This is a genomic window from Solibacillus sp. FSL R5-0449, assembly GCF_037975215.1.
Lineage (GTDB): Bacteria > Bacillota > Bacilli > Bacillales_A > Planococcaceae > Solibacillus.
This window is the reverse complement of the sequence record NZ_CP150239.1, coordinates 531,578-558,138: the sequence shown is the minus strand read 5'-3', so window position 1 is coordinate 558,138 and position 26,561 is coordinate 531,578. Positions and strand designations below refer to the sequence as shown.

At 39.9% G+C, this 26,561-nt stretch carries 25 protein-coding genes; 1 reads left to right on the top strand and 24 read right to left on the bottom strand.

From position 1 onward, the window contains the following. Nucleotides 1-115: 115 nt before the first annotated feature. The 21 genes from wecB to MKY27_RS02680 form a co-directional block, all read right to left on the bottom strand. Complete coding sequence (wecB, locus tag MKY27_RS02780; RefSeq protein ID WP_339197524.1) at nt 116-1,270, bottom strand: UDP-N-acetylglucosamine 2-epimerase (non-hydrolyzing); 1,155 nt, start codon at nt 1,268-1,270, stop codon at nt 116-118. A 108-nt stretch (nt 1,271-1,378) separates the two neighbouring features. After that, nucleotides 1,379-2,008, bottom strand: coding sequence for a uracil phosphoribosyltransferase (gene upp, locus MKY27_RS02775; RefSeq protein ID WP_251689856.1), 630 nt, complete (start codon nt 2,006-2,008; stop codon nt 1,379-1,381). A 223-nt stretch (nt 2,009-2,231) separates the two neighbouring features. Next, nucleotides 2,232-3,476: a serine hydroxymethyltransferase gene (gene glyA / locus MKY27_RS02770; protein WP_339175137.1), complete on the bottom strand. Its 1,245-nt coding sequence runs from the start codon at nt 3,474-3,476 to the stop codon at nt 2,232-2,234. A 65-nt stretch (nt 3,477-3,541) separates the two neighbouring features. After that, nucleotides 3,542-4,096 (bottom strand): TIGR01440 family protein, encoded by a 555-nt coding sequence (locus MKY27_RS02765; protein WP_339197523.1) that lies wholly within the window; start codon nt 4,094-4,096, stop codon nt 3,542-3,544. Between the two features lie 14 nt (nt 4,097-4,110). Next, the gene (gene rpiB, locus MKY27_RS02760; RefSeq protein WP_339175134.1) at nt 4,111-4,551 is read right to left on the bottom strand and encodes a ribose 5-phosphate isomerase B; all 441 of its coding nucleotides are present in this window, start codon (nt 4,549-4,551) and stop codon (nt 4,111-4,113) included. Nucleotides 4,552-4,843: 292 nt separating this feature from the next. Beyond that, nucleotides 4,844-5,194 (bottom strand): cytochrome c, encoded by a 351-nt coding sequence (locus MKY27_RS02755; protein ID WP_339199614.1) that lies wholly within the window; start codon nt 5,192-5,194, stop codon nt 4,844-4,846. 350 nt (nt 5,195-5,544) lie between these two features. Then, a complete protein-coding gene (locus MKY27_RS02750) occupies nt 5,545-6,837 on the bottom strand; it encodes a HAMP domain-containing methyl-accepting chemotaxis protein (protein WP_339197520.1) in 1,293 nt (430 codons plus the stop codon). A 1-nt stretch (nt 6,838) separates the two neighbouring features. Continuing rightward, nucleotides 6,839-7,285, bottom strand: coding sequence for a low molecular weight protein arginine phosphatase (locus MKY27_RS02745; protein WP_339197517.1), 447 nt, complete (start codon nt 7,283-7,285; stop codon nt 6,839-6,841). 19 nt (nt 7,286-7,304) lie between these two features. Continuing rightward, nucleotides 7,305-7,802, bottom strand: a complete 498-nt coding sequence (locus MKY27_RS02740; protein ID WP_339197514.1) for a manganese efflux pump — start codon at nt 7,800-7,802, stop codon at nt 7,305-7,307. A 112-nt stretch (nt 7,803-7,914) separates the two neighbouring features. Continuing rightward, nucleotides 7,915-8,946 (bottom strand): L-threonylcarbamoyladenylate synthase, encoded by a 1,032-nt coding sequence (locus tag MKY27_RS02735; protein ID WP_339197511.1) that lies wholly within the window; start codon nt 8,944-8,946, stop codon nt 7,915-7,917. 49 nt (nt 8,947-8,995) lie between these two features. Next, entirely contained in the window at nt 8,996-9,592 is a 597-nt protein-coding gene (locus tag MKY27_RS02730; RefSeq protein WP_339197509.1) for a stage II sporulation protein R, read from the bottom strand. A 43-nt stretch (nt 9,593-9,635) separates the two neighbouring features. Beyond that, a complete protein-coding gene (gene prmC / locus MKY27_RS02725; RefSeq protein WP_339197506.1) occupies nt 9,636-10,499 on the bottom strand; it encodes a peptide chain release factor N(5)-glutamine methyltransferase in 864 nt (287 codons plus the stop codon). Further along, complete coding sequence (prfA, locus tag MKY27_RS02720; protein ID WP_339197504.1) at nt 10,486-11,562, bottom strand: peptide chain release factor 1; 1,077 nt, start codon at nt 11,560-11,562, stop codon at nt 10,486-10,488. The genes prmC and prfA overlap by 14 nt, the downstream gene beginning before the upstream one ends. A 169-nt stretch (nt 11,563-11,731) precedes the next feature. After that, nucleotides 11,732-12,304: a thymidine kinase gene (locus MKY27_RS02715; RefSeq protein ID WP_339197501.1), complete on the bottom strand. Its 573-nt coding sequence runs from the start codon at nt 12,302-12,304 to the stop codon at nt 11,732-11,734. Nucleotides 12,305-12,724: 420 nt separating this feature from the next. Then, complete coding sequence (rpmE, locus tag MKY27_RS02710) at nt 12,725-12,925, bottom strand: 50S ribosomal protein L31 (protein ID WP_008404481.1); 201 nt, start codon at nt 12,923-12,925, stop codon at nt 12,725-12,727. A gap of 251 nt (nt 12,926-13,176) precedes the next feature. Beyond that, nucleotides 13,177-14,460 (bottom strand): transcription termination factor Rho, encoded by a 1,284-nt coding sequence (gene rho / locus MKY27_RS02705; RefSeq protein ID WP_079524631.1) that lies wholly within the window; start codon nt 14,458-14,460, stop codon nt 13,177-13,179. Nucleotides 14,461-14,655: 195 nt separating this feature from the next. After that, nucleotides 14,656-15,621 carry a class II fructose-bisphosphatase gene (gene glpX, locus MKY27_RS02700; protein ID WP_339197499.1) on the bottom strand — a complete coding sequence of 322 codons (966 nt, stop codon included), beginning with the start codon at nt 15,619-15,621 and terminating at the stop codon, nt 14,656-14,658. A gap of 156 nt (nt 15,622-15,777) precedes the next feature. After that, nucleotides 15,778-17,055, bottom strand: a complete 1,278-nt coding sequence (locus MKY27_RS02695; protein ID WP_339175117.1) for a UDP-N-acetylglucosamine 1-carboxyvinyltransferase — start codon at nt 17,053-17,055, stop codon at nt 15,778-15,780. A 64-nt stretch (nt 17,056-17,119) separates the two neighbouring features. Then, complete coding sequence (gene fsa, locus MKY27_RS02690) at nt 17,120-17,770, bottom strand: fructose-6-phosphate aldolase (protein WP_079524628.1); 651 nt, start codon at nt 17,768-17,770, stop codon at nt 17,120-17,122. Between the two features lie 226 nt (nt 17,771-17,996). Beyond that, on the bottom strand, nt 17,997-18,851 hold the full coding sequence (locus tag MKY27_RS02685) for a class II fructose-bisphosphate aldolase (RefSeq protein WP_079524627.1): 855 nt from the start codon (nt 18,849-18,851) through the stop codon (nt 17,997-17,999). Between the two features lie 186 nt (nt 18,852-19,037). Then, nucleotides 19,038-19,409, bottom strand: coding sequence for a response regulator (locus MKY27_RS02680; RefSeq protein WP_079524626.1), 372 nt, complete (start codon nt 19,407-19,409; stop codon nt 19,038-19,040). Between the two features lie 133 nt (nt 19,410-19,542). On the opposite strand from MKY27_RS02680, the gene MKY27_RS02675 reads away from it, so the two are divergent. Beyond that, nucleotides 19,543-20,115: a DUF2529 domain-containing protein gene (locus MKY27_RS02675; protein WP_339197497.1), complete on the top strand. Its 573-nt coding sequence runs from the start codon at nt 19,543-19,545 to the stop codon at nt 20,113-20,115. Nucleotides 20,116-20,319: 204 nt separating this feature from the next. Here MKY27_RS02675 and MKY27_RS02670 read toward each other — a convergent pair whose 3' ends face one another. The 3 genes from MKY27_RS02670 to icmF all read right to left on the bottom strand — a co-directional run bounded on the left by MKY27_RS02670 (nt 20,320) and on the right by icmF (nt 26,500). Then, nucleotides 20,320-21,924, bottom strand: coding sequence for a CTP synthase (locus MKY27_RS02670; protein ID WP_339197496.1), 1,605 nt, complete (start codon nt 21,922-21,924; stop codon nt 20,320-20,322). Between the two features lie 234 nt (nt 21,925-22,158). Further along, on the bottom strand, nt 22,159-22,749 hold the full coding sequence (gene rpoE, locus MKY27_RS02665) for a DNA-directed RNA polymerase subunit delta (protein WP_339175114.1): 591 nt from the start codon (nt 22,747-22,749) through the stop codon (nt 22,159-22,161). A gap of 508 nt (nt 22,750-23,257) precedes the next feature. Beyond that, nucleotides 23,258-26,500, bottom strand: a complete 3,243-nt coding sequence (icmF, locus tag MKY27_RS02660; RefSeq protein ID WP_339197494.1) for a fused isobutyryl-CoA mutase/GTPase IcmF — start codon at nt 26,498-26,500, stop codon at nt 23,258-23,260. Nucleotides 26,501-26,561 lie beyond the last annotated feature (61 nt).

Genomic DNA, 26,561 nt, shown 5'->3' with positions numbered 1-26,561 from the left:
TATCCAAGAAAAAATTTTTTGGCAATAATGTCGAATTTAATACTTGACAACAGGAGCGAAATGCTATCTCCTGTTGTCAATTTCATTTTAAAGTAAATTTCAGTAAGAATTTGGATTATCGAGTCTCTGCTTTTTCGATAATTTCATCTACTAACTGCTTTTGAGCAAATTGCATTAATGCTTCCACAATACGCTCGGAAGCAAATCCATCTCCATAAGGATTCGATGCATGTGCCATTGCTTCATAAGCTTCGTCATTGACTAATAATTCTTTAGCCATTTTGTAAATAACTTCTTCGTCTGTTCCCGCAAGTTTCAGTGTACCTGCTGCAATCCCTTCAGGACGCTCTGTTGTATCACGTAAAACTAGTACCGGTTTCCCTAACGATGGCGCTTCTTCTTGAACACCGCCGGAATCCGTTAAAATCATGTAAGAACGGGCAGCGAAATTATGGAAATCAAAAACTTCCAATGGTTCAATTAAATGAACACGCGGGTTGTCCCCTAAAATTTCATTGGCAACTTCACGTACTGCAGGATTCATATGCACAGGGTAGACAACTTGAACATCATCATGCTCGTTCAACAGACGCATAATTGCACGGAACATATTACGCATTGGTTCACCTAGATTTTCACGACGGTGTGCCGTTAATAAAATCATGCGGTCCGAACCAATTTTTTCAATGACCGGATGTGTGTAATGGTCACTTACTGTTGTTTTTAATGCATCAATTGCCGTATTACCCGTTACGAAAATTGCTTCTGCCGGTTTGTTTTCCTTTAGCAGGTTAGCACGAGACTGTTCAGTTGGTGCAAAATGCAGATCTGCCATTACCCCTGTTAACTGACGGTTCATCTCTTCCGGGTATGGTGAATATTTTTGACCTGTACGAAGTCCTGCTTCAACATGGCCAATTGCAATTTGATTGTAGAAAGCTGCCAGACTGCCAACAAAAGTTGTCGCCGTATCACCATGTACCAACACGATATCAGGTTTTGCTTCCTTCATTACTCGATCAAGTCCTAATAGTGCATTCGTCGCTACATCTACCAGTGTTTGACGGTCTTTCATTATATTTAAATCATAATCCGGCTTAATTTCAAAAGTTTCCAACACTTGGTCAAGCATTTGACGGTGCTGTGCCGTTACAGTAACAATCGATTCTATTTGTTCCGGATGTTTTCCCAGTTCCAGCACAAGAGGCGCCATTTTAATTGCCTCCGGTCTTGTTCCAAAAATCGTCATAACTTTAAACTTCTTCGTCATCATTTTTCTCCTTGTCTAATCTGTAATTAATTTTTTCTGCAAATGTCTAATCAACTTGCTATTTAATAGAAAACGCCCGCAACTGCTTACGGACGTCTCGTTTATTTATTATTTTGTTCCGAATAAACGATCCCCGGCATCACCTAAGCCTGGTACGATATAGCCATGATCATTTAATTTTTCATCTAGAGATGCGATGTAAATATCTACGTCTGAGTGATTTTTTTGAATTTCTTCCACACCTTCTGGAGCTGCGATCAGACACATAAACTTGATGCTTTTCGCACCGCGCTTTTTCAGTGAATTAATCGCTTCTACAGCTGAACCACCCGTTGCTAGCATCGGGTCAACAATAATGAAGTCACGTTCTTCAACATCTGCTGGAAGTTTTGCATAATATTCTACTGGCTTTAATGTTTCCGGATCACGGTAAAGACCAATATGACCTACTTTTGCAGCAGGAATTAATTTTAATACGCCATCTACCATTCCGATACCCGCACGTAAAATTGGGACAATCGCCATTTTCTTCCCTGATAATACTTTTGCCTTCGCCTTTGTAACAGGTGTCTCCACTTCGATTTCTTCCAGTGGTAAATCACGAGTAATTTCAAAAGCCATTAATGTTGCGACTTCGTCAACTAACTCCCGGAATTCTTTTGTCCCTGTTTCTTTATCTCGAATATAAGTTAACTTATGTTGGATTAATGGGTGGTCAAATACGTATACTTTACTCACGTTGACATCTCCTAACTGTTGTTTATCTAACACAGTATAACAGAAAATAAAGTTAACGAAAACTATGACAAGAATGTTTTAAAAATTGCCCTTTTTATAATACAAAAATAGTACAAATATTATCTTTAAGTAGCATTCTCCTGTAATTGCCTATCTATTCGTTATTTCTTCTTATTAAAAAGCCCTCTATCTACAATATTGTAAATAGAGGGCTTAAACTCAATTATGCGTATAAAGGATATTTTGCTGTAAGAGCTTCAACACGTTTACGTGCTTCCTCTTTTACTGCTGCATCTTCATGGTTTTTAAGAACTGACGCGATAATTTTACCTACTTCGATTACATCCTCTTCTTTGAAACCTCGAGATGTAACAGCTGCTGTACCTACACGGATACCTGATGTAACGAATGGTGATTCTGTATCGAATGGAATTGTGTTTTTGTTTGTAGTAATCGCCACTTCATCCAATACATGCTCTGCTACTTTACCTGTTAAACCTAAAGATTTTACATTTAATAGAAGCAAGTGGTTATCCGTACCGCCTGATACGATCTCAACACCTTCATCCATTAAAGATTTTGCAAGTGCCGCTGCATTTGCTTTAATTTGTTTTGCGTAATCTTTAAATTCAGGTTGTAATGCTTCACCGAATGATACTGCTTTTGCAGCGATGACATGCATTAATGGGCCGCCTTGAATACCAGGGAATACTGATTTATTCAATTCTTTTTCCCATTTTTCATCATTTGTTAAAATCATACCGCCACGAGGACCGCGTAACGTTTTATGAGTTGTTGTCGTTACGAAATCTGCATACGGTACTGGATTTTGGTGCTCACCCGCCGCTACTAGACCGGCAATATGCGCCATATCAACCATGAAATATGCGCCAACTTCATCCGCGATTTCACGGAACTTAGCAAAGTCGATTGCACGAGGATAAGCTGATGCACCAGCAACGATCAATTTTGGCTTAGATTCCAATGCTTTTTGACGAACATCTTCATAATCTATTAAGTTTGTATCTTCAGTTACACCGTATTCTACGAAATTATAAAGAATACCTGAGAAGTTTACTGGTGATCCATGTGTTAAGTGACCACCGTGTGATAAGTTCATACCAAGTACTGTATCACCTGGTTTTAAGATTGTATGGTAAACCGCCATGTTCGCTTGCGCACCTGAGTGTGGCTGTACGTTAACATAAGCTGCACCGAATAATTCTTTTGCACGGTCACGCGCGATATTTTCCACTACATCCACATGTTCACATCCGCCATAGTAACGTTTGCCAGGGTAACCTTCTGCATATTTATTTGTTAAATATGAACCTTGTGCTTCCATAACGGCTTCCGATACGAAGTTTTCTGATGCAATTAGTTCGATGTTTGTGTTTTGACGTTTTTTCTCCAATAAAATTGCGTCTAAAATTGCCTTGTCTTGTCCTGCTAATTTTTCAAATGCCATTTTCAAATCCCCCTAAATGTACTTCCGAATCGCTCGGAGTTTCCAAGTAAATGATATATGTAACGTTAAGGTGTTACGGTATATTGCGCACGTTCTCCACCGATAAGTTTCGGACGTGTTGTCGCTAACGTAATAACTGCATTGCCTAGTTGCTTAACAGATGTTCGCAAAGGTACGGCTACTGCTTTTAAATGCATGCCGATTAATGTTAGACCAATATCTATCCCATAGTGTGCTTGGATGGTTTCCACAACTACAGGTTCATCCATTTGTGTAAAAGCGTATGCAGACATGGAGCCACCTGCTGTACGGACAGGAATGACCGAAACAGGTTCTAAATGGTACATTTTAGCGGCTGCAGCCTCAAGTGTTAAAGCTCGGTTAATATGCTCGCAGCCTTGGAAAACTAAGTGAATTTTATGTCTTTGCGCGAATATTGAAAATTCTTCGTATAGAACTTGCGCTACATCGAGAGCACCAGCTGTTCCAATCTTCTCACCCATTACTTCTGATGTGGAACAGCCGATGACAAATAGCTGACCTTCAGAAAACTTCACTTGTTGCTCAAATTCGGTTAATGCTTGCGCTAAATCTTTTTGCAAATCGTGTAAGTTTGTCATTGAATCACCATTTGTTACCCTTCTTCGATTTCAGTAATCTTTTCAACACGGCGAATATGACGACCGCCTTCAAACTGTGTATCCAGCCAAGTTGCAACAATCTCACGTGCCAGCCCTGGACCGATTACGCGCTCACCCATCGCTAAAATGTTTGAGTCGTTATGGCAACGTGTTGCTTTTGCCGAGAACACGTCATGTACAAGTGCACAACGAATTCCTTTGAATTTGTTTGCAGCAATCGAAATCCCAATACCTGTTCCGCATATTAAAATTCCTCTGTCAAATTCCCCTGCAGCTACTCGTTCAGCTACTGGACGTGCATAGTCCGGGTAATCTACTGACTCGTCCGTTTGTGGACCAAAGTCTTCATAACTGATTGACATTTCATCAAGTAGTGACATAATCTCTTTACGTAAATTATTACCGCCGTGATCCGAAGAAATTGCAATTTTCATGAAGATCCCTCCTGCCTCGATTTTGTATACTTATTATATTCACCATCAGTGTACCATTTATTCCGGAAGAATAACACGTCTTTTCCGAATAACTTTCAAAATACATGCACAAACACGAATAATAAACGAATAAACGAACCTTATCGTTAATATTTTGATGATATTGGCTTAATTTTTCATTATTAATTATGTTAATGTTCAGCTTTACATGACTTTGTTAAGTTGAAATGGGTTTTTCAACATTAGTTTCCAACAAAAAAAGACCGCTCAGACGAGGAGTGGTCTTTAACCGTTATTGTAATGATAGAATGTATTCTGCTACCGCTTCTTCTTCACCATTTGCTGTACCCGGTGGCATTGCGCCTTTACCATTGACCAATACATCAATAATTTCTTCTTTTGATAAAGAAGTCGTCGTTAAGTTTGGTCCCATTGCTCCCGTTAAATCTCCACCATGACACCCTACACAGCTGGCATTTGCCACTTTTTCACCTGCAGAAACATCCGTTGAGCCCGTTCCTTCTGATGATTCAGTGGATTCGGCTGGTGTTGAGTCAACTGAATCTGTCGTATCCGCATCCTCTGCGTCTCCACATCCAGCAAGACCCGCTACAACTACTCCCATCAGTAACCAGTACTTCATTTTGTTCAATATAAATCCCCCCAGGACTAATTATTGTAAACAATAGTGTACCATACCCAGACTTTTTGTATTTGAAACAGGGGGGTGCGGTGCCTCGGGTAAGGTTTATTAGAAGATCTACTTCGGATATTAGAAAATCGGCCCCGTTTATTTGAACTTCCGTCACCTTTATTAGACAATCCGAGCAGCTTTTTAGAACAATGAACGGATATATTGGAAGTTCAGCATTTTATTAGAACTTCCCCGCGTTTATTAGAAAATCTCCGCCACTTATTAGAAACCCTCATGCGCTCCCAAAACAAAAATCCCCAACTGATAAACCAATTGGGGTTTCTAAACTATATTCCACTCTACTGCGTACGGTCGAATTGTTGAATCATCCGATATAGCTCGGCAGATTGTTGCTTTAAGTTGCTTGCCAGTTCTTCCACTTGCTTGATTGCTTCGGCCTGTTCAAGTGAAGCGGATGTTACTTCCTGTGCACTTGCAGATGTTTGCTCGGCAATAGCCGCCACTTCCTGCGATTGATGTGATGTATGTTCAATATTTTTCATTTGCTGTGCGACTAATTCTGAAATTTGAACGACATCATCGGCCATTTCATAAACAGATTTTGTCATACCTTCAACTGCTGTCGTTGTTTCAGAAACACGTGAAGATTCGTTTACCGCAAATGAAACTTGTTCGTTCATCTGTTTTACTACAACCGAAACATTTTGCTGCATCGTTTGGATCAGTGTTGTGATCCCCTGAACAGCGCTTGCACTTTCGTCTGCCAAACTACGGACTTCTTCTGCAACAACTGCAAAGCCCTTTCCATGTTCGCCAGCTCTTGCCGCTTCAATTGATGCGTTTAACGCAAGTAAGTTTGTTTGTCCTGCGATATCGCCTACTAAACTTATAATCCGCTCAATCTGCTCCGCATTTTTTTCAAGCTCGCGAATATTTACCAATGAATTTTCATTGTCTGTCGCGATTTTTTTAATACTATTTACAACACCATGAATCGAATCCGTTGTAGATGTTAAGTTTGTTAAAAGATTTTTTGAGCGACTTGCTGTATGTAATGCTTTATTGTTCACTTCCGCAGCTAATGCACGGACTTCCTCGATGGCTTCCACCGTTTCTTGAATGGCTACTGCCGAAGATTCAGCCCCTAATGAAATTTGGCTAATATTACTTGTTATTTGCTCGGCGTTGTTCGTAACCGAAATACTTTCTTCCGATAGTTTCAAAATCGTTTCATCGGTTGACTTGTAGTTGTCTTCAATACCGTTTACCATCTTGCGTAAATTCATCACCATCGTTTGGAATGCTTCTGCTACAGAGCGGATTTCATCATTTGTTTTCGGCATTTCGACATCTTGTCCGATTTTACCTTCCGCTACATGGTTTGCACTGCGCTCCAACTGCTGTAAAGGGCGAACAATGACTAAACCGAATACAGCTGCCAATGCGCATGACCAAAAGATTCCTAATAAATAGGTAATAATCTGAAATGTACTTGTGCTTGTCGATTCAAAAAACATCGGATGTAAATATTCGATAAATACAAAACTGCTAGTGTAAGTAATCAGCGCTAATATCCCGACGAACAATACGAGCTTTCGGCGCAAACTAAAGATCTTTTTCTGAGCGTTCATGTTAAATTTTATCCTCCAATTTCAATTTAGTTTCCAGCTTGTTAATTGCTTCGTTCAATTGCTCATACGTTTGTTCATAAACTTGCAGGTTCCCACCGAATGGATCCTGAATATCAAGTGATTCCATTTCTACATATTCCTTTAATGTAAATGTTTTATGTGCCGCTTCTCCTGCCAAACGGAGGACCATTTCTTTATGAGCGGTCGTCATTGTTAAAATCAAATCCGCCCATTGTGCATCTTCTACCGTAAATTGCGATGAACGGTGTGATTGCGAAATATTTTTCCTGTGTAATATTTCCTTTGCGTTCAGGGACATTTCATTGCCTTTATGTGCATAAATACCTGCTGAACGCACAGTAATATTCTCATAGTTTTTTGCTTGTAAAATTGCTGCTGCCATAGGACTTCTACATGTATTGCCTGTACAAATAAAATAAATATTCATGTTCCTCACACCCTCTAATTCACCATTTTAGTAGCATCACACTCATAATAATCAGTAGGATTCCTGCCACTTTTTTTAATGCATTATTTTTAAATATTGGCGACTTTTGCGCTATTACCAATGCAGCATATGACAATATAAATGTTGATAGGCCTGCACTAACGATAAAAACATATTTTTGTAAATTTAGCATACCAAAAGATAGGCTAACTGAAAAGGTGTCAATACTGGCGAAAATCGCAATTATCGGGAGAGACATTGCCGGAAAACTTTCCTCTTTCTTCGAGAGCAGTAACTGCAGCCCCACAAAAAACAACAACAGTGTCGAAAGACCTGATGCCCAGCTGGTTAAATAGACGGCAAGCCATTCTCCAAATCGGTAACCCAGTAACGGAAAAAGCATATGTAAAAATGCCGTCCATAAAGCTAATAACCATTTTGCCTTAACATTTGTAGCAATTAAATACAGTGCAACGACATCGAACGACATTAAAATTCCGGCAACTACTTCTTGCATCTGTTCCCCTCTTCCACTAAGCGCTGTTGTAATTTATGCTTTCAGGTCGGGAAATATCCTTTAGGTTATACATAAAAACCACATCCCGATGTTGCAAGATGTGGTTTAAGTCTTAAAGTAAATACCATTTGCTGCCCGCCGCCTTTTCCAGACGGTTCATAATCGCTGTGCCAACACCTGTTTTTGATGTTGCTGTCGCTAAAATAATCGTGGCATCCGTTTTATCGCATGCACGCAATGCATCATATAGTGAAGCACTCATTTGATCAAGATCATTGGCATTACCGAATGAAAAATAATAATCGGCCTCAATGTTTTTAAAGCTCTCCGGTGCCAATAAGGCAACTTTATGTTCCGGCTTTAATTCGGCAATAGCCTTTTCAATCGCTTCCTTATTTGCCTCAATTAGATAAACAGGAGCTTCCGGTGCATAGTGAGTATATTTCATGCCGGGCGCTTTCGGTGTCGATTCGATTTTCTGCTGCTCCAGACTAGGCTCAACAACCGGTCCAATTACCGCTTCGAGCATTTCTTTCGTTACACCGCCCGGACGCAAAATAACCGGCGTATCCAGCGTAACATCCAAAACAGTCGATTCAAGTCCGATCCCCGTCATTCCGCCATCCAAAATACAAGGAATAATTTTTTGCAAATCTTCAAATACATGTTCGGCTTTCGTCGGGCTAGGTTTGCCGCTGCGATTCGCACTTGGCGCGGCTAACGGTTTCTTTAATGTTTGAAGAAGTTCCAGTGCTACCGGATGATCAGGCATACGAATTCCAACTGTATCGAGACCTGCTGTTACACTTGGCGCTAAAACAGTCGGCTTAGCATGCATAACAAGTGTCAATGGACCTGGCCAAAAAGCGTCCATACATTTGCGGGCAACTTCTGAAATATTTGTTGTATACAACGTTACTTCTTCCACTGTACCAATATGGACAATTAAAGGATTATCCGAAGGGCGTCCTTTTGCAGCAAATATTTTTTTCACGGCCTGCTCGTTTGTCGCAACCGCTCCTAAGCCATAGACGGTTTCTGTCGGGAAAGCGACTATTTCGCCGCTATTTAATAAATCCACAGCCTGTGTATAATTTTCTGAATTATCCACAAACTCATCCACATTCAATTGGAAAGTGTGCATTACTTTTTCCTCCTTTCTCTAGATGTTTCGTGTAACTATCCCCAAGGTGTTAGTAACTTAATGCATTTTGTATATCTTTTTCTGCTTTTTGTGGATTATTTTTTTGTTTAAATTTGTTCCACCATTCCGCAACATAAAATGGCGGACGTTCTTTTTTCATTGGCTCATTGTTTGTACAAAGCGTTGGGAACACTGCACAGAACCAGTTTTCGCCCCGCCCTTGTCCAATAATGAAATTCACTGAATAATATTCGTTTTGCGGATAGAATTGACCCGCCGTCCATTTCGGTGGGATTAAGTTATCCCCAAACTTATAGGTAATTTCTAATTGTGGGTAATTATTCTGAATTTCCTGATACATGTTTTCCACACTGTGGATATCTTCTGAAAATTCAGGTGTATTTTGCAAATAGGTTTGGATTGTTTCCACAACCTCATATTTGATAAGCTGGTCGGCATTTGTCGAACTGTTGGCAATGACGCGGAATTTTAACTGGTCATTGCTTTCCCCCTGATCAATGCGGACATCATCTACAAAAGTAGGTATAAATGTAGCCGCACAATATAAAAATAGGACACTTATTAGTAATTTAGCAATCGCTAAAAATAGATTGGATTCATTTTGAATATCGTAATCATGTAACATAAACATTCCCCCTTGCAAACATTGTTTACAAGGAATCTATTTTTTATTCACTAATTTCACAAAAAACTATACGATCTTTTTTATTTATATCCTGTACGACTGATACATGGGCATCGGGGAAGCTTTTTTTGAAAAAGTTTGCTACCGCTTCTCCTTGTGTATAACCGATTTCCAGACCAATTAATGCAGGCTTGTTCATGAGAGATGGTAAATTTTCTGCTAGTTTACGATAAAGCAAGAGTCCGTCTTCATCGGCAAACAATGCCTGATGAGGTTCATGCGCCACAACGACATCAGACATTTCCTCCATTTCCCCATAGGCAATATAGGGAGGATTGGAAAGGACAATATCCCATTTTTCATTTGCAATCGGTTCTGTTAAATCACCGAGTTTAAATGTAATTTCTGCCTGCAGGTGCTCAGCATTTTTTTGCGCTGTTGCAAGTGCTGCAGGTGAAAGATCCGTTGCTGTAACATCAAGCTGTGGATATTCCTTTTTCATCGTAATGGCAATGGCACCACTGCCTGTTCCGATATCGGCAAACTTCAGGTTTTCCTGATCACCGAATAATTTACGGATCCGCTCAATCGTCCCAACAATCAGTTCTTCTGTTTCCGGACGAGGAATCAGTACCGATTCATCCACAAAAAATGACCTTCCGTAAAATTCTTCGACACCCGTTATATACTGTACGGGACGTCCTTCCACATGTGCTTGGATAAAAGCATCAAACTGCTGTTGCTGATCTTCGGGTAAAGTGTCGTGCATTTTCATCATTAATCCTGAGTAGCTTGTCTGTAAAATATGCTGCAATAAAATTCGTGCGGCATTTCCTTCGCGACCGTTTTCCTCTAAAAAAGAAGAAGCCCCATTCAGGGCCTCAAAAATAGTTTTATGCATCTTCATTCAAATTTGATAAGCGTGTTGCCTGCTCATCTAAAATAAGTGCATCGATGATTTCATCCAGCTTACCTTCAACGATTTGGTCAAGTTTTTGAATCGTTAAACCAATTCGGTGATCTGTTACACGGTTTTGTGGATAGTTGTAAGTACGGATACGTTCAGAACGGTCGCCTGTTCCTACTGCTGTCTTACGAGTTGCATCGATTTCTGCCTGTGCTTCTTGACGGTGTTTATCCGCTACACGCGCAACTAAAATTTTCATCGCTTTTTCACGGTTCTTAATTTGTGAACGTTCATCTTGCATCGAAACGACAACGCCTGTCGGTAAGTGGGTCATACGAACCGCAGACATCGTTGTATTTACCGACTGACCACCCGCACCAGATGATGCGAATGTATCAACACGAATATCTTTTTCATGAATTTCTACATCTTCTACATGTACTTCCGGTAAACATGCTACCGTAGCAGTTGATGTATGAATACGGCCTTGTGATTCTGTCGCTGGTACACGTTGCACACGGTGTGCGCCGTTTTCATATTTAAATTTCGAATAGGCACCTTGACCGTTAATCATGAAAATCACTTCTTTAAAGCCGCCTGCCGGGTTTGGTGTTGCTTCCATTACATCTACTTTCCAGCCTTGCGTTTCCGCATAGCGTGTATACATACGGAATAGGTCACCAGCAAAAATGTTGGCCTCGTCCCCGCCTGCAGCTCCACGGATCTCCATAATTACGTTTTTCGAATCGTTCGGGTCTTTAGGAATTAATAAAATACGCAGACGATCTTCTAACTCAGGAACTTGTTTATTTAAATCGTTAAACTCTTCCTTCATCATTTCCAGCATATCTGCATCTTTTTCAATTTCCATCAATTCGCGTGTGTCTGCCAATTGTTCTTTTACCGATTTGTATTCACGGTAGACATCCACCATTTCCTGAATATCGGATTGTTCTTTTGAATATTCACGAAGCTTATTGGAGTCGCTCACAACATCCGGGTCGCTTAGTAATTCATTTAATCTTTCGTAACGGTCTTCAACCGCCTGTAAACGATCAAACATCTATAGTTCACCTCTAAAAGTTATTTTATTATTCGTTGTATTTCACTCGTCTTCTCACGAGTTACGTTAAAATGCACCTTTACTAGTATAAAGAAATTTTACGGTTGTTGCTACATCTATGTTGAACTTTCTTCATATCATTTACACATTAACATTTCATCTATTTAAATTATAGTGGCGGATTGGAATGGCATTTGCGGCAAACAGGGTAATAACTATCATTACCCCCAATTTGAATTTGATCACCAGTACGGACCGGTTTTTTGTTTTCATCTACTCGTAAGTTCATCGTCGCTTTCTTATGGCAGAACCAGCATATTGTTTTCATTTCCTCAATTTTATCCGCGTAGATCATCATGTAACGGCTGCCTTCAAACAGCTCGTTCTGGAAGTCATTTTTCAAGCCAAAGCCCATAACCGGAATGTTCAGCTCATCGACAATTTGAGTCAGCTGTAACACATGTTCCTTTGATAAAAATTGTACTTCGTCTACAAGTACACAATATAATTTTTCGTCGTGTTTTTCCACGATTTCGTATAGATTCGTATCTTCAAAAACCGCAATCGCCGGACGCTTTAAGCCAATTCGACTTGAAACCGTTCCGACTTCATCGCGCGTATCAATTCCAGAAGTAAAAATCAGTACCGCTTTATTTTGCTCTTCATAATTGTGGGCAACTTTTAAAATTTCAATCGATTTCCCGCTGTTCATCGCCCCATGTTTATAAAATAATTGCGCCATTTCTATTTCCTCGTTTCTAATTAAGTTTACAAGTTCATTTTTCACCAATAAAAAACCTTGAGCATCAAACTCAAGGTCAACTTTTCACTTCTTTTATCTTAGCTAGTTTTTCGCCATACGTCTATTGCTAAAGGTACTGTATTTACGAGAATCTTTCTCTTATGTGAAACGTGTGCGAAAGATTTCTAATATCTTCTAGTTTCTTCTAATATATTTTTATTTGTTCTAATAAAAGTCGGAACTTCTAATATAATATGTACATCTTCTAATATCCGGTCGCAATTTTCAAATAAACGTTTCAGATTGTCTAATAACCTATATAAATTTTCTAATAACTGCGTAATCCCTTCTAATAAAACGAAACGGACCCCTATAAAAATTAAAAACCCATTTCCGGCAATGCGGAAATGGGCAGAGGTATTATTTCATACCATATTTTTTGTTGAAGCGATCTACACGTCCGTCAGCAGAAGCGAACTTTTGACGACCTGTATAGAATGGGTGACATTCGTTACAGAACTCGATTGAGATCTTTTCTTTAACTGAACCTGTTTCAAAAGAATTACCACAAGAGCAAGTTACTGTTGCTACTTTGTAATCTGGGTGGATACCTTGTTTCATATTCGTTTTCTCCTCTCGCCCTGAACCATCCGGAACAGAGTATTTTCGAACTGCACCTTACATAGCCCGAATATGTCACTACATACGTAATGTGTTGAGGTCAGCTATATATGTGCACGTTTCATACTTAAAGAAGTATAGCAAGTTTTAAAAAAGGTTGCAACTATTTTATATTATTTTACGAAATTGAATATATGTAGTTCCTCAATATATTAAGAACCTGATTTCCATTCCGGCAAATCTTCTAAAATTTATAACAACCCTTTACCGTTCGTTGCTTTCTTCATATCAGTATCAAGCTTTTCGAAGAATTCTTCGTTTGTTTTTGTTGTGCGCAGTTTGCGTAAGAACTTTTCACCGAAGTCATGTGAATCGCTGAATGTTTTACGGATAGCCCATAATTTATCCAACTGGTCTTTCGGAATAAGAAGCTCTTCTTTACGTGTACCTGAACGGCGGATATCGATTGCAGGGAAAATACGGCGTTCTGCCAGGCTGCGATCCAAGTGCAGTTCAAGGTTACCCGTTCCTTTGAATTCTTCATAAATTACTTCGTCCATACGGCTGCCTGTATCAACAAGTGCAGTCGCTAAAATTGTTAAACTGCCGCCCTCTTCAATATTGCGGGCAGAACCGAAGAAACGTTTCGGACGGTGGAATGCAGCAGGGTCAATACCACCTGAAAGTGTACGGCCGCTTGGCGGAATTACTAAGTTATAGGCACGTGCCAAACGTGTAATCGAATCCATTAAAATAATAACATCGCGTTTTTGCTCTACTAGACGTCTTGCACGTTCCAATACGATTTCCGCGACTTTCACATGGTTTTCAGGTACTTCATCAAACGTTGAAGATACGACATCCGCATTTACTGAGCGCTCGATATCCGTTACTTCTTCCGGACGCTCATCGATAAGTAGTACGATCAGTTCCGCTTCCGGATGGTTTGTCGTAATCGCGTTGGCAATTTCTTTTAATAAAGATGTTTTACCGGCTTTTGGCGGCGCAACAATTAAACCACGTTGTCCAAAACCGACTGGCGCTACTAAATCCATAATACGCGTCGAAAGTTTTGTAGGAACCGTTTCCAATTTGATGTGGCGATTCGGGTAAAGCGGCGTTAATGCAGGGAAATGCACACGTTCTTTTGCAACTTCAGGGTCCTCGCCATTTACAGCATCCACTTGCAACAAGCCGTAGTAGCGTTCATTTTCTTTTGGCGGACGCACTTTACCTGAAACTTTATCACCATTTCGTAAATCAAAGCGGCGAATTTGAGAAGCAGAAATGTAAATATCCTCTTTTGAAGGAGAGTAGTTAATCGGGCGCAGGAATCCGAAGCCATCTGTAGGAATAATTTCTAAAACACCTTCCATGAAGAAGAAACCTTCCTGTTCAGAGCGGGTTTTTAAGATTGCAAAAATTAGTTCCTTTTTATTTAGCTTACTAGCATTTGATAATTTATATTGCTTCGCTAAAGCATATAATTCTTTTAATGTCATGCTTTCTAATTGAGCAATTGTTAATGCTGTCATACGTTTTCTCCAGTCTATTAAAATTTAATTTGAAAAATTAAGTTATTGAAAGATTTTAGGAATTTGTGTAAGAGAAGTATACTACACTTTATTTGAAAGATGCCCAGTTTTTACACTGGGCATTTATTATATTATAGTGCAAGTAATTTGAAAATGGGCATTTTCTATTTGAGGCTACTTACATTATATGAGAAGTTAAATTTGGTCATACTTTGGTTTTTTTTCAATGCTGTGGCGTCCTTCGATAAAACGTACTGTTCCTGTTTTCGCGCGCATAACAACTGAATGTGTAAGTGCGTAGGAACCTTTATATTGAACACCTCTTAAAAGCTCGGAATCTGTTACAGCTGTTGCTGCAAAAATCGCATCATCGCCTTTTACCAGGTCTTCCATCATTAATACTTTATCTACGTCGACACCCATTTTAATGCAACGTGCAAGCTGTTCTTCATCTTCAGGTACTAGTTTCGCTTGGAAATCGCCGCCTAAACATTTTAAAGCAACTGCTGCGATTACACCTTCTGGGGCACCACCCATACCGAACATAATATCGATACCAGTTTCATCGAATGCTGTGTTGATCGCTGCACCTACATCACCGTCTTGGATGAATTTAATACGTGCACCGGCTTCACGAATTTCATCGACAATATGCTGATGGCGAGGTCGGTCTAAAAGTGTTGCTACTACATCGGAAATATCTTTATTTTTTGCTTTAGCTACTTGCAATAAGTTGTATGTTACAGAAGCGTTAATATCAACTTTTCCTGCCGCTTCCGGTCCTACAGCTATTTTATCCATATACATATCAGGCGCATTTAATAGATTGCCACGGTCTGCAATTGCCAGTACTGTCATCGCACCATTTGTACCTTTTGCTACGATGTTTGTACCTTCTAATGGATCTACTGCGATATCAACTTCAGGTCCGCCATTTCGAAGCCCTAATTCTTCACCGATATAAAGCATCGGTGCTTCATCCATTTCTCCTTCACCAATTACAACTGTCGCATGCATTGGGATTGTATCAAACATAACACGCATCGCTGTTGTTGCTGCGTCGTCCGCTTCATTTTTAAGTCCGCGTCCCATCCATTTCGCTGATGCAATCGCTGCTGCTTCTGTTACACGTACTACTTCCATTGATAAACTACGTTCCATTTTGTGTTTGCCTCCTGTAATCGGTTAAAACCGATTTTAACAGCCTAAATTAACTGCTTTTTTGAATTGTATTATGAACTAACATATTTTTATTACCCAAATATATATTATCATACTCTCATCGTTGCGCGATTCTGATCACGAATAATAGCAAATTTATGCATTATTCTTTGTATTAATGACAATGGACTCTTTACGAATATTTGCACCGATTGCACACAGCTTTTCAATTAATGAACTATAGCCGCGCTCAATATGGTAAATATCGTGAATTTCTGTTTCACCTTTTGCGATAAGTCCAGCTAATACTAATGCCGCACCCGCGCGTAAATCTGTTGCCGTTACCGTGGATCCTTCCAAAGATGCAGGTCCTTGAATGATGGCTGTATTGCCTTCAACACGAGCTTTTGCATTCATACGGCGCAGTTCATCTATATGCTTGAAACGGGCAGAATAAATCGTATCTGTAATCATCGATGTGCCTTCTGCCTGTGTCATTAATACAGATAAAGGCTGTTGAACATCGGTCGGGAATCCTGGGTAGACAAGTGTTTTCACATCAACTGCCTGCAGTTTCGTTTGCTTGGAAATGAAGATGCTTTCCTCATTCTCTTCAACACTTACACCCATTTCACGAAGTTTCGCTGTGACGGCTTCCATATGAAGCGGGATAACATTATCGACGAGTACACCATCACCAATCGCTGCAGCCATAATCATAAATGTAGCTGCTTCGATCCGGTCCGGTATAATTGTATGTTTTGTGCCTTTTAACTCATCGACACCTTCAATACGAATAACGCTCGTTCCTGCCCCTTTAATGTTCGCACCCATATTCGTTAATAGTGTTGCAACATCAATAATTTCAGGCTCTTTCGCTGCATTTTCGATTGTAGTTTTCCCTTTTGCACGCACTGCCGCCAACATAATATTAATTGTGGCGCCGACACTTGCAACGTCCAGATAAATCTTCGCACCGATTAGTTCTTCTGCGCGTAAATAAATTGCACCGTGCTCATTTGTTACTTTTGCTCCTAAAGCTTCAAAACCTTTAATATGCTGATCAATTGGACGCGGCCCTAAAAAACATCCGCCTGGCATGCCGATTACCGCCTGTTTAAAACGGCCGAGCATCGCACCCATCATATAATAGGAAGCACGTAACTTTTTAACATTACCGTTTGGCAGCGGCATTGCAACCATTTTTGATGGATCAATCGTCATCTTGCCATTTTCAAATGTTACTTCGCCGCCAATTTCTTCGAGTAGTGCCTTTAACGTCCATGCATCTGAAATCTCTGGAATTCCTCCAATGGTAACGGAAGAATCAGCCAAAATTGATGCAGGAATTAAAGCAACTGCACTGTTTTTTGCACCGCTAACGGTTATTTTACCTTTTAGACGATTTCCGCCTTGAATTTTATAAACATCCATTTTGTGTTCTCCCTTACATTGGAAAAGATTTCACAGTAAATTAGACTGCTGTGAGGTATTCTTATTATTTCCCTTCACGCTTTGCCCAATCCGCTAAAAATCCTTCAATTCCTTTGTCTGTTAATGGATGATTAAACAGTTGCTGTAAAACTTTGTATGGAGTTGTTGCAATATGTGCGCCAGCTAATGCAGCTTGCGTAATATGTTGCGGGTGACGAATAGAAGCGGCGATAATTTCCGTGTCAATTTCGTGGATAGCAAACATTTCAGCAATTTCACGGATTAATTCTACGCCATCTTGACCAATATCATCTAAACGTCCTAAGAAAGGAGATACATAAGATGCGCCTGCGCGTGCTGCCATTAATGCTTGGTTAGCAGAGAAAATTAATGTTACGTTCGTTTTAATCCCTTTTTCAGAGAAATGTTTACATGCTTTTAATCCTTCCGGAGTCATTGGAAGTTTAACAGTAATATTCGGGTGAATCGCTGCCAATTCTTCCCCTTCACGAATCATTCCTTCAGCGTCTAAAGAAATGACTTCACCAGAAACTGAGCCGTTTACTAGCTCTGCAATTTCACGTAAGCGGTCGTGGAAGTTCACGCCTGATTCTTTTGCAACTAATGATGGGTTTGTCGTTACACCTGAAAGAATCCCCCAAGAGTATGCTTCTTTAATTTCGTCAAAGTTTGCTGTATCGATAAAAAATTTCATTATAATAGCCTCCGATTGATTTACATTTGATTATAAAAACACATCTCGCTCAAGTTGTGAACGAGATGTCTTATGTTGAAAAACACGTGTTCACAAAGAAAAGTACGTTTATTTTGTGCACTTTTCTTTTGTGGATTCATTATTACGCATTAAATAGGTAATAATTTAGCTGTCTTTTAAGCAAAGCTTTAGAAAGACTTCTGTGAAAGAAGCTTCATTCTATCAATTAAGCTTTTCCAGAGCTGCCAAATTCGCGCATTTTACCGATTACTGTAGCTTTAATCGCTTCACGAGCTGGACCTAAATATTTACGTGGATCATATGTTTTCTTATCATTTTCTAAAAATTCACGGATTACTTTCGTAGCCGAGATCTGGTTTTCAGTGTTGACATTAATTTTTGCTGTACCTAAAGAAATTGAACGTTGAATATCTTTTGTTGGAATACCAGTTCCACCATGTAATACTAACGGTACATCTGTTAATGTAGAGATTTCTTCCATTTCAGCGAATCCTAAGTTTGGTTCACCTTTGTATGGACCGTGAACAGAACCTAATGCTGGAGCTAAACAGTCAATACCTGTAGCTTCAACCAGTGCTTTACACTCCTGCGGGTTTGCGTACATAATGCCGCCAATGACACCGTCTTCTTCGCCGCCTACAGTACCAAGTTCTGCTTCAACCGATACGCCTTTTGCATGTGCATAGTCAACAACTTGTTTAGTCGTTTCAATATTTTCTTCGAATGGATGATGTGAAGCGTCAATCATAACAGAAGAGAAACCAGCGTCGATTGCTTCTTTACATTTATCGAAGCTTGAACCATGGTCTAAATGAATTGCTACTGGCACAGTTGTTTTGTAGCTTTCCATTAAGCCTTCAACCATTTTTACGACAGCGATGAAACCGCCCATATATTTCCCGGCACCTTCAGAGACACCTAGAATTACCGGTGATTTTTCTTCTTCTGCCGCTTGTAAAATGGCTTGTGTCCACTCTAGGTTATTAATATTGAATTGACCTACTGCATAACCTTCCGCTTTTGCTTTAATTAACATTTCTTTCATTGAAACTAATGCCATTATTAAAATCCTCCTCGAAGATACATAATTAGTTTGCTGCTATAAAAACATAGTTTGCACAAAATGCTTTTTTTAAGTATTTTTTCATCGTCAATTCTATGCAAAATCACATGAAATGACAAAAACATTTAGATTAATCATAACAAAAACAGACAGTATGCGCTACTGCCTGCTCGCCTGTTTCATTTATATTTTTTCAGTCTTTTCTACTAATTTATTAACCTCATCCCGTACTTCAAAAATATTAAAAGGTTTTGTAAAATATTTCACTACCCCTAATTCGTTCGCTCTGTCCATCATATGCTGCTCCACATAGGCAGTCATCATCATTACAGGCAGCTCCGGGTGATCTTCTTTCAAACGGGCTAAAATCTCCAGTCCATCCATTCCGGGTATTTTCATATCCAGCAAAACGCAATCAAGTGCATTTTCCTGTGCAATTTTTATCGCATCAAATCCGTTTGCGGCTAAATATGTTGTGAATCCTTCTTTTTTAAATACTTCATTTAGAAGCATCCTGATTCCTTGCTGATCGTCTACTATTAATATCCCCTTCAATGTGATCCCCCATTATAATAATAATTTATACTAATTACATTCGATTATAAATTGCTTTCCCCTCTTTTATGTAGAGAGTTTGTGTTTTTGCTTTTTTATGTACACAATTTTATAATAACTTTGAGGTGTAAATATGTCTAAAATTTTAACTACGCAATTAACAGGTCTTCTGCAGCGCATTCAGCAAACTGAAGAAGAATCTATTGAAGAAACTGCACGATTATTGGCACAGGCAGCAATTGGGCAAGGAACAATTTACTTTGCGGCATTTGGTGAAATGGAAGCTGTTGCAATCAATGCAGAGCTTGGGGAAGGTAAATTTGCCAAGTTTGCCCGCTATACAGAAAACGTTGAACTTTTGCCTGCTGACCGTGTCATTATTTTTACGCGTCACGCAACAGATGAACAGGCTTTAAACCTTGCACAGCAACTGCATGCAGAGTTCATTCCATTTGCGGCTGTCGCAAGTGAAGTGGCCGGTGATGACAATCCGTTGAGCGATCTTGCTTATACGTATATTTCATTGAAAGTTCGCGGCGGCATTTTACCGCATCCTGCAAAACTCGGCGAACGCATCGTATTCCCGCACCTTATAGCAGCTTTATATATTTATGAAGCGATTAAGATGGAATTCGATGAAATGCTCGTGGACGATGATGAAGAAGATGACGAATTAATGGACAGCCACCCGTCACCATTCGCATAATTTAACGACGACTCTTATGGCCTGTTGGCTTGAGAGTCGTCTTTTTATGTAATGAAACAATTTTCAAGAAAAAGGTGGTGGGACAGAAATAGAAACCCTGTTGGATAATAAGAACATCCTTATTAAGAAAACGCTCAGCAAAAAAAGCTATTTTTCTCAAAGAGAAAAATAGCTTTTTGGGGTTTTGTCCTAACCTCAAATCAATTACTTTTTATTGTTAAATGCCGCGCCAACGAACTCACGGAATAATGGTTGTGGACGCTGTGGACGTGAAATTAATTCTGGGTGGAATTGACCAGCCACAAAGAATTTCTTTTCCGGTAACTCAACGATTTCTACTAACTTATTGTTAGGAGATAAACCTGAGAATACCATACCTTCCGCTTCCATTGCTTCACGGAATTCATTGTTGAACTCGTAACGGTGACGGTGACGTTCATAAACTAGCTCTTCACCATTGTATGCCGCGCGTGCACGAGATCCTTCTTTTAACTTACATGGGTATAAACCAAGACGTAATGTTCCGCCGATATCTGTATCTTCTGATTGATCCGGTAGGAAATCGATAATCGGGTACTTCGTGTTTTTGTCCAGTTCTGTTGAGTGTGCACCTTCCAAGCCCATAACATTACGTGCAAATTCTACTGTTGCCATTTGCATGCCTAGGCAAATACCGAAGAACGGTACATCGTTTTCACGTGCATAACGGATTGATTCGATTTTCCCTTCAACACCACGGTCGCCGAAACCACCTGGTACTAAAATACCGTCTGCTTGTCCTAATAATTCATCCACATTTTCCGCTGTAACGTGTTCTGCATTGATCCAGTCGATTTCGATATCTGAATTGTATACATATCCAGCATGTTTCAATGCTTCTACAACTGAAATATACGCATCTTGCAATTCTACGTATTTACCTACTAAAGCGATACGTGTTTTGTGCTCCAAGTTTTTCACTAAATGTACAAGCTCTTTCCAATCTGTCATATCCGCTTTTGGCGCTGTAATGCCAAAATGATCAAGAACGATTTGGTCAAAGCCTTGTGCATGAAGATTTAATGGCACTTCATATAAATGCTCTGCATCACGTGATTCGATAATATCAGAAGGTCGTACGTCACAGAATAACGCGATTTTTTCTTTCATGTCTTGTGGTACAGGTTGTTCTGTACGTAAAACGATGATATTTGGCTGAATACCTAATGAACGTAACTCTTTTACAGAGTGTTGTGTCGGTTTCGTTTTCATTTCACCGGCTGCTGCGATATAAGGCATTAACGTACAGTGGATATACATAACATTTTCATGACCTAAATCACGGCGCATTTGACGAATCGCTTCAAGGAAAGAAAGTGATTCGAAGTCACCTACAGTACCGCCGATTTCCGTAATGACAACATCAGCAGAAGTTTCACGGCCAGCACGCTGAATACGATCTTTAATTTCATTTGTTACGTGAGGAATTACTTGAACAGTACCACCATTGTAATCACCGCGGCGCTCTTTGTTTAGTACCGATTGATATACTTTACCTGAAGTAACAGTTGAGTGTTTACCAAGGTTAATGTCGATGAAACGCTCATAGTGACCTAAGTCTAAGTCCGCCTCTGCACCATCATCTGTTACGAAAACTTCACCATGCTGGTATGGGCTCATTGTACCTGGATCAATATTTAAATATGGATCAAATTTTTGAATTGTTACTTCCAATCCACGATTTTTTAATAGACGACCTAAAGATGCTGCTACAATCCCTTTACCAAGTGATGAAACTACCCCACCTGTTACGAAAATATACTTTGTCATACAAATTCCTCCTTCTTTTAAAACAAATTAGAAAAACACTCTTTTGCTACTTACATGCAAGGGAATGTTTTTCTAATTAAAACGCATGAAAAAATAAAAAACGCTCCTCCTGCACTATTTTGCAGGGGGAGCGTATAACTTATACGGTCAATCTCCTTTTTAAAGGAGCCCAAGTAAAAGATTATACGGAACTGAAATAGAAGTCAAGCACTTTCAATTTCCAATGCGGAAATCTTATTTTATATCTTCGTCTTCTTCTAATTCCTCATCTAGCTCTTCTTCTAATTCTTCTTCATCATCCTCGATGATAAATGTATCATCTTCATCGATTATTTCTTCATCGATGTCAGAATCGATTTCTTCAATGTCTTCTTCAACGAAGTCGATGTCCTCATCCACTTCTTCCTCTTCTTCATCGTCGTCAACGAATTCATCATAGTCTTCCTCGAATAATACATCCTCTTCTTCAAGGTCGATAATTTCATCTTCGTCTTCGTCGTCAACAGCTTTTGCTTTCTTCTTACGTGTCTTGATTGTTGGCGCTGTTTCTTCTTCGATTGTTTCTACTTTATACCACTCACGTAAACCCCAGCCATTTTCATGGTTCAATAAGAAACGGCCTTCTACGTTTAAGTCTGTATAAAATTGTACTAAACGAGATTTTAATTCTTCATCCGAAATACCATTTAAAGCTTGAATTCCTTTTAATAATTCATTTAACGGCATTGCTTGTTTTTTATCTTCTAGTAGTGCGTATGCTAAGTCGATTAATGACTCTTCTGCTAATTGTTCATCTGTCATACCACGAAAGTTCAAATCGTGCACGTCCTTTCCATTCTTACATGTCTATTTATCAATTACGACTCGGCGTAATTGCGTTTGGATTCGTCTTCCAAATCCTTAACATCTGCCGAAAATCTTATACCCGTTCTTCCGCTGAAGCTTGTACATCAACTGGGTGGATATAAGCATAATACCCATTATATACAAACATGCTATCACTATGCTAGTTTCATTTCTTGTTTTTTAAATTTGTTACTTTTTTATACGCAACATAAAATAAAATGAAGGATAAAAGCAGCAAAGGGATTGCTGCTAGTTGTCGGTTATATAAAAAGAAGGTGGCGATTAGGCATGCTAAAATTAAAATATAATGTACATACTGTTGCACTATTACGCACCTTCCTTCATCAGATCGTCCATGTAGTTACTAGTATAACGAAATTTCCCGCACTCGTGGTATTCTAAGTTCATTTTTTTGCATTTTTTTCTAATAACTAAGTAAATAAGGCTAGTTATTAAGTTGTTTTCCGCATGCTACTATCAATAAAACTTACATATTTCGGCGGTACTGCCCGCCTACTTCATAAAGCGCCTGAGTAATTTGGCCAAGGCTCGCTACTTTCACCGTCTCCATTAATTCTTCAAAAATATTGCCGCCTGTTTTAGCAACTTCCTTTAAACGGTCAAGCGCTTTTTGGCTATTGTCCGCATTCGCCTCTTTAAAGCTTGCCAAGTTTGCAATTTGCAAATCTTTTTCTTCTTTTGAAGCACGTGCGATCTCCATGTTATTGATTGCTTCTTCTGATGGCGGATTCGGGTTTAAATATGTGTTCACGCCAATAATCGGCAGTTGTCCTGAATGTTTTAAATGCTCATAATGCATCGATTCTTCCTGGATTTTTCCGCGCTGATACTGTGTTTCCATCGCACCAAGCACCCCGCCGCGATCATTCATGCGGTCGAACTCTTCCAGCACCGCTTGCTCCACCAGCTGTGTAAGCTCCTCAATAATAAATGCCCCTTGTAACGGGTTTTCATTTTTCGATAAGCCGTGTTCTTTTGTAATAATCATTTGAATTGCCATCGCGCGGCGTACCGATTCTTCTGTAGGCGTTGTAATTGCCTCATCGTACGCATTTGTATGCAGTGAGTTACAGTTATCCTGCAATGCCATTAATGCCTGTAATGTTGTACGAATATCATTGAAGTCGATTTCCTGTGCGTGCAGACTGCGGCCCGATGTTTGAATATGGTATTTCAGCTTCTGCGAGCGTTCATTTGCGCCGTATTTTTCACGCATAACAACAGCCCAGATGCGGCGGGCTACACGACCGATGACTGTATACTCAGGGTCCAGACCGTTCGAGAAGAAGAAACTTAGGTTCGGTGCAAAATCATCGATATTCATACCGCGGCTTAAATAATACTCGACATACGTAAAGCCGTTTGCCAATGTAAATGCAAGCTGTGAAATCGGATTTGCCCCGGCTTCGGCAATATGATAGCCCGAAATGGATACCGAGTAATAGTTTCGTACTTTATGATCGATGAAATATTGCTGGATATCGCCCATCATACGCAGCGCAAATTCAGTTGAGAAGATACATGTATTTTGCCCCTGATCCTCTTTTAAAATATCCGCCTGTACGGTACCGCGCACAACCTGCAATGTTTGTTCACGTGTTTCTGTAAATTCTTCGACTGTTAAAGTACGGCCAAGTTCCTGCTCGCGCTTTTGCACTTGCTGATCGATTGCTGTATTCATAAACATAGCCAGAATAATCGGTGCCGGACCATTAATTGTCATCGATACAGATGTAGAAGGTGCACATAGATCAAAGCCCGCATATAGTTTTTTCATATCTTCCAATGTACATACGCTTACGCCAGACTCCCCGACTTTTCCGTAAATATCAGGACGTGTATGCGGATCTTCTCCATATAACGTTACAGAATCAAATGCCGTCGACAAACGCTTCGCATCGTCATCTTTTGATAAGTAGTGGAAACGTTTATTTGTACGCTCAGGAGTACCTTCACCGGCAAATTGACGTTTCGGATCTTCACCTTCTCGTTTGAACGGGAAAACACCTGCTGTATACGGGAATTCACCTGGTACATTTTCCTTATACACCCAGCGTAAAATTTCGCCGTAATCTTTAAAGTTCGGCAGCGCGACTTTCGGAATTTTCAAGCCTGAAAGCGACTCGGTACGTAAAATTGTTTTAATCTCCCTGTCACGTACTTTCGTAATCAGTTCGTCGCCAGCATACGCTTCTTTTAAAGCATTCCAATTTTTCAGTATACGCTTTGACTCCGCAGTTAATTCATTTTGAACGCCTTCCAGTAAAGAATCAATTGAAGCAATTAACGCTGTTTCACTCTCTGCAAGCAGTGCTTTTGTTCCTTCAAGCTGATACCATTTTGTCGCAAGTGCTGCCTGCTGTTCTGCATGCTTATGATAGTTTCTGATTGTTTCCGAGATTTCACGTAAATAATAGCGACGGTCATTCGGAATAACGATGTTTTGCTTTTGTGTTTTGACAAATTGCTCATACGAAGTTTCCCAGTCCAAGCCGAACTTCTCATTAATTTTCGCTACAAGTGCAGCAAATAATGAATTTGTCCCTAAATCGTTGAACTGTGAAGCAATCGTCCCGAATACGGGCATATGATCAAGTGGTTCTTCCCATAGCTCACGTGAACGCTGGTATTGTTTCTGAACTTGGCGCAATGCATCTTCAGAGCCTTTGCGTTCAAACTTATTGATCGCAATCAAATCCGCAAAATCGATCATGTCGATTTTTTCAAGCTGTGTTGGGGCTCCGAATTCGCTCGTCATTACATACATTGATAGATCTGTATATTTTGTAATCTCGGCATCGCCTTGCCCGATACCACTTGTTTCAACAAGGATCAGATCAAATCCTGCTGTACGCACAACATCGAGCACATCCCCAATTGAACTTGATAATTCCGTATGGGATCCGCGTGTTGCCAAACTGCGCATATAAACACGGTTGTTAAAGATGGCATTCATGCGAATACGGTCACCTAATAAAGCACCGCCCGTTTTTTGTTTTGTCGGATCGACTGAAATAATCGCAAGTTTTTTATCCGGGAATTCTTGCAGGAATCGGCGAATCAATTCGTCTGTTAACGAAGATTTCCCTGCACCGCCTGTACCTGTAATCCCAATTACCGGTGTGTTTAAACTTTTAGTTCGTGCAAGCTGCAGCATTTCTTCAATTTCCGGATCTCCGCCATTTTCGGCAGCTGTAATTAAATTCGCCAAAATTTCCGGTGTATCGGTCGTCAGCTTATTTAAAAGTTCTTTGTAATTTCCTTTTAGTGTTGAAAAATCAGCACCTTCAAGCTTTTTGTTGATCATTCCTTGTAAACCTAATTGGCGCCCATCTTCCGGTGAAAAAATACCGGCGATTCCGTAATCATGCAGTTCTTTAATTTCGCGCGGCAATATTACACCACCACCGCCACCGTAAATTTTAATATGCGGTGCCCCCTTTTCGCGAAGCAGATCGTACATATATTTGAAATACTCGATATGACCGCCTTGATATGAAGATAGTGCCACCCCTTGCGCATCTTCCTGAATCGCTGCATTCACCACTTCTTCAACTGAACGGTTATGCCCTAAGTGAATCACTTCCGCTCCGCTTGACTGTAAAATTCGGCGCATAATATTAATTGAAGCATCATGCCCATCAAAAAGACTAGATGCTGTGACAAAGCGTATATGATTCTTTGGTTTGTATACTTCAGTTTTCCCCATTTTAATAACCCCTTTGTTATGCTGAAATAATGAAAAATCACCATGCGAAGCAAACTGTATA

Coding starts and splice junctions, on each gene's coding strand:
- wecB (WP_339197524.1), bottom strand. CDS start 1,270: ATGACGAAGAAGTTTAAAGTTATGACGATTTTTGGAACAAGACCGGAG.
- glyA (WP_339175137.1), bottom strand. CDS start 3,476: ATGGCATTTGAAAAATTAGCAGGACAAGACAAGGCAATTTTAGACGCA.
- MKY27_RS02765 (WP_339197523.1), bottom strand. CDS start 4,096: ATGACAAACTTACACGATTTGCAAAAAGATTTAGCGCAAGCATTAACC.
- rpiB (WP_339175134.1), bottom strand. CDS start 4,551: ATGAAAATTGCAATTTCTTCGGATCACGGCGGTAATAATTTACGTAAA.
- MKY27_RS02755 (WP_339199614.1), bottom strand. CDS start 5,194: ATGAAGTACTGGTTACTGATGGGAGTAGTTGTAGCGGGTCTTGCTGGA.
- MKY27_RS02750 (WP_339197520.1), bottom strand. CDS start 6,837: ATGAACGCTCAGAAAAAGATCTTTAGTTTGCGCCGAAAGCTCGTATTG.
- MKY27_RS02745 (WP_339197517.1), bottom strand. CDS start 7,285: ATGAATATTTATTTTATTTGTACAGGCAATACATGTAGAAGTCCTATG.
- MKY27_RS02740 (WP_339197514.1), bottom strand. CDS start 7,802: ATGCAAGAAGTAGTTGCCGGAATTTTAATGTCGTTCGATGTCGTTGCA.
- MKY27_RS02735 (WP_339197511.1), bottom strand. CDS start 8,946: ATGCACACTTTCCAATTGAATGTGGATGAGTTTGTGGATAATTCAGAA.
- MKY27_RS02730 (WP_339197509.1), bottom strand. CDS start 9,592: ATGTTACATGATTACGATATTCAAAATGAATCCAATCTATTTTTAGCG.
- prmC (WP_339197506.1), bottom strand. CDS start 10,499: ATGAAGATGCATAAAACTATTTTTGAGGCCCTGAATGGGGCTTCTTCT.
- prfA (WP_339197504.1), bottom strand. CDS start 11,562: ATGTTTGATCGTTTACAGGCGGTTGAAGACCGTTACGAAAGATTAAAT.
- MKY27_RS02715 (WP_339197501.1), bottom strand. CDS start 12,304: ATGGCGCAATTATTTTATAAACATGGGGCGATGAACAGCGGGAAATCG.
- rpmE (WP_008404481.1), bottom strand. CDS start 12,925: ATGAAACAAGGTATCCACCCAGATTACAAAGTAGCAACAGTAACTTGC.
- rho (WP_079524631.1), bottom strand. CDS start 14,460: ATGACAGCATTAACAATTGCTCAATTAGAAAGCATGACATTAAAAGAA.
- glpX (WP_339197499.1), bottom strand. CDS start 15,621: ATGGAACGTAGTTTATCAATGGAAGTAGTACGTGTAACAGAAGCAGCA.
- MKY27_RS02695 (WP_339175117.1), bottom strand. CDS start 17,055: ATGGATGTTTATAAAATTCAAGGCGGAAATCGTCTAAAAGGTAAAATA.
- fsa (WP_079524628.1), bottom strand. CDS start 17,770: ATGAAATTTTTTATCGATACAGCAAACTTTGACGAAATTAAAGAAGCA.
- MKY27_RS02685 (WP_079524627.1), bottom strand. CDS start 18,851: ATGGCATTAGTTTCAATGAAAGAAATGTTAATTAAAGCAAAAGCGGAA.
- MKY27_RS02675 (WP_339197497.1), top strand. CDS start 19,543: ATGTCTAAAATTTTAACTACGCAATTAACAGGTCTTCTGCAGCGCATT.
- MKY27_RS02670 (WP_339197496.1), bottom strand. CDS start 21,924: ATGACAAAGTATATTTTCGTAACAGGTGGGGTAGTTTCATCACTTGGT.
- icmF (WP_339197494.1), bottom strand. CDS start 26,500: ATGGGGAAAACTGAAGTATACAAACCAAAGAATCATATACGCTTTGTC.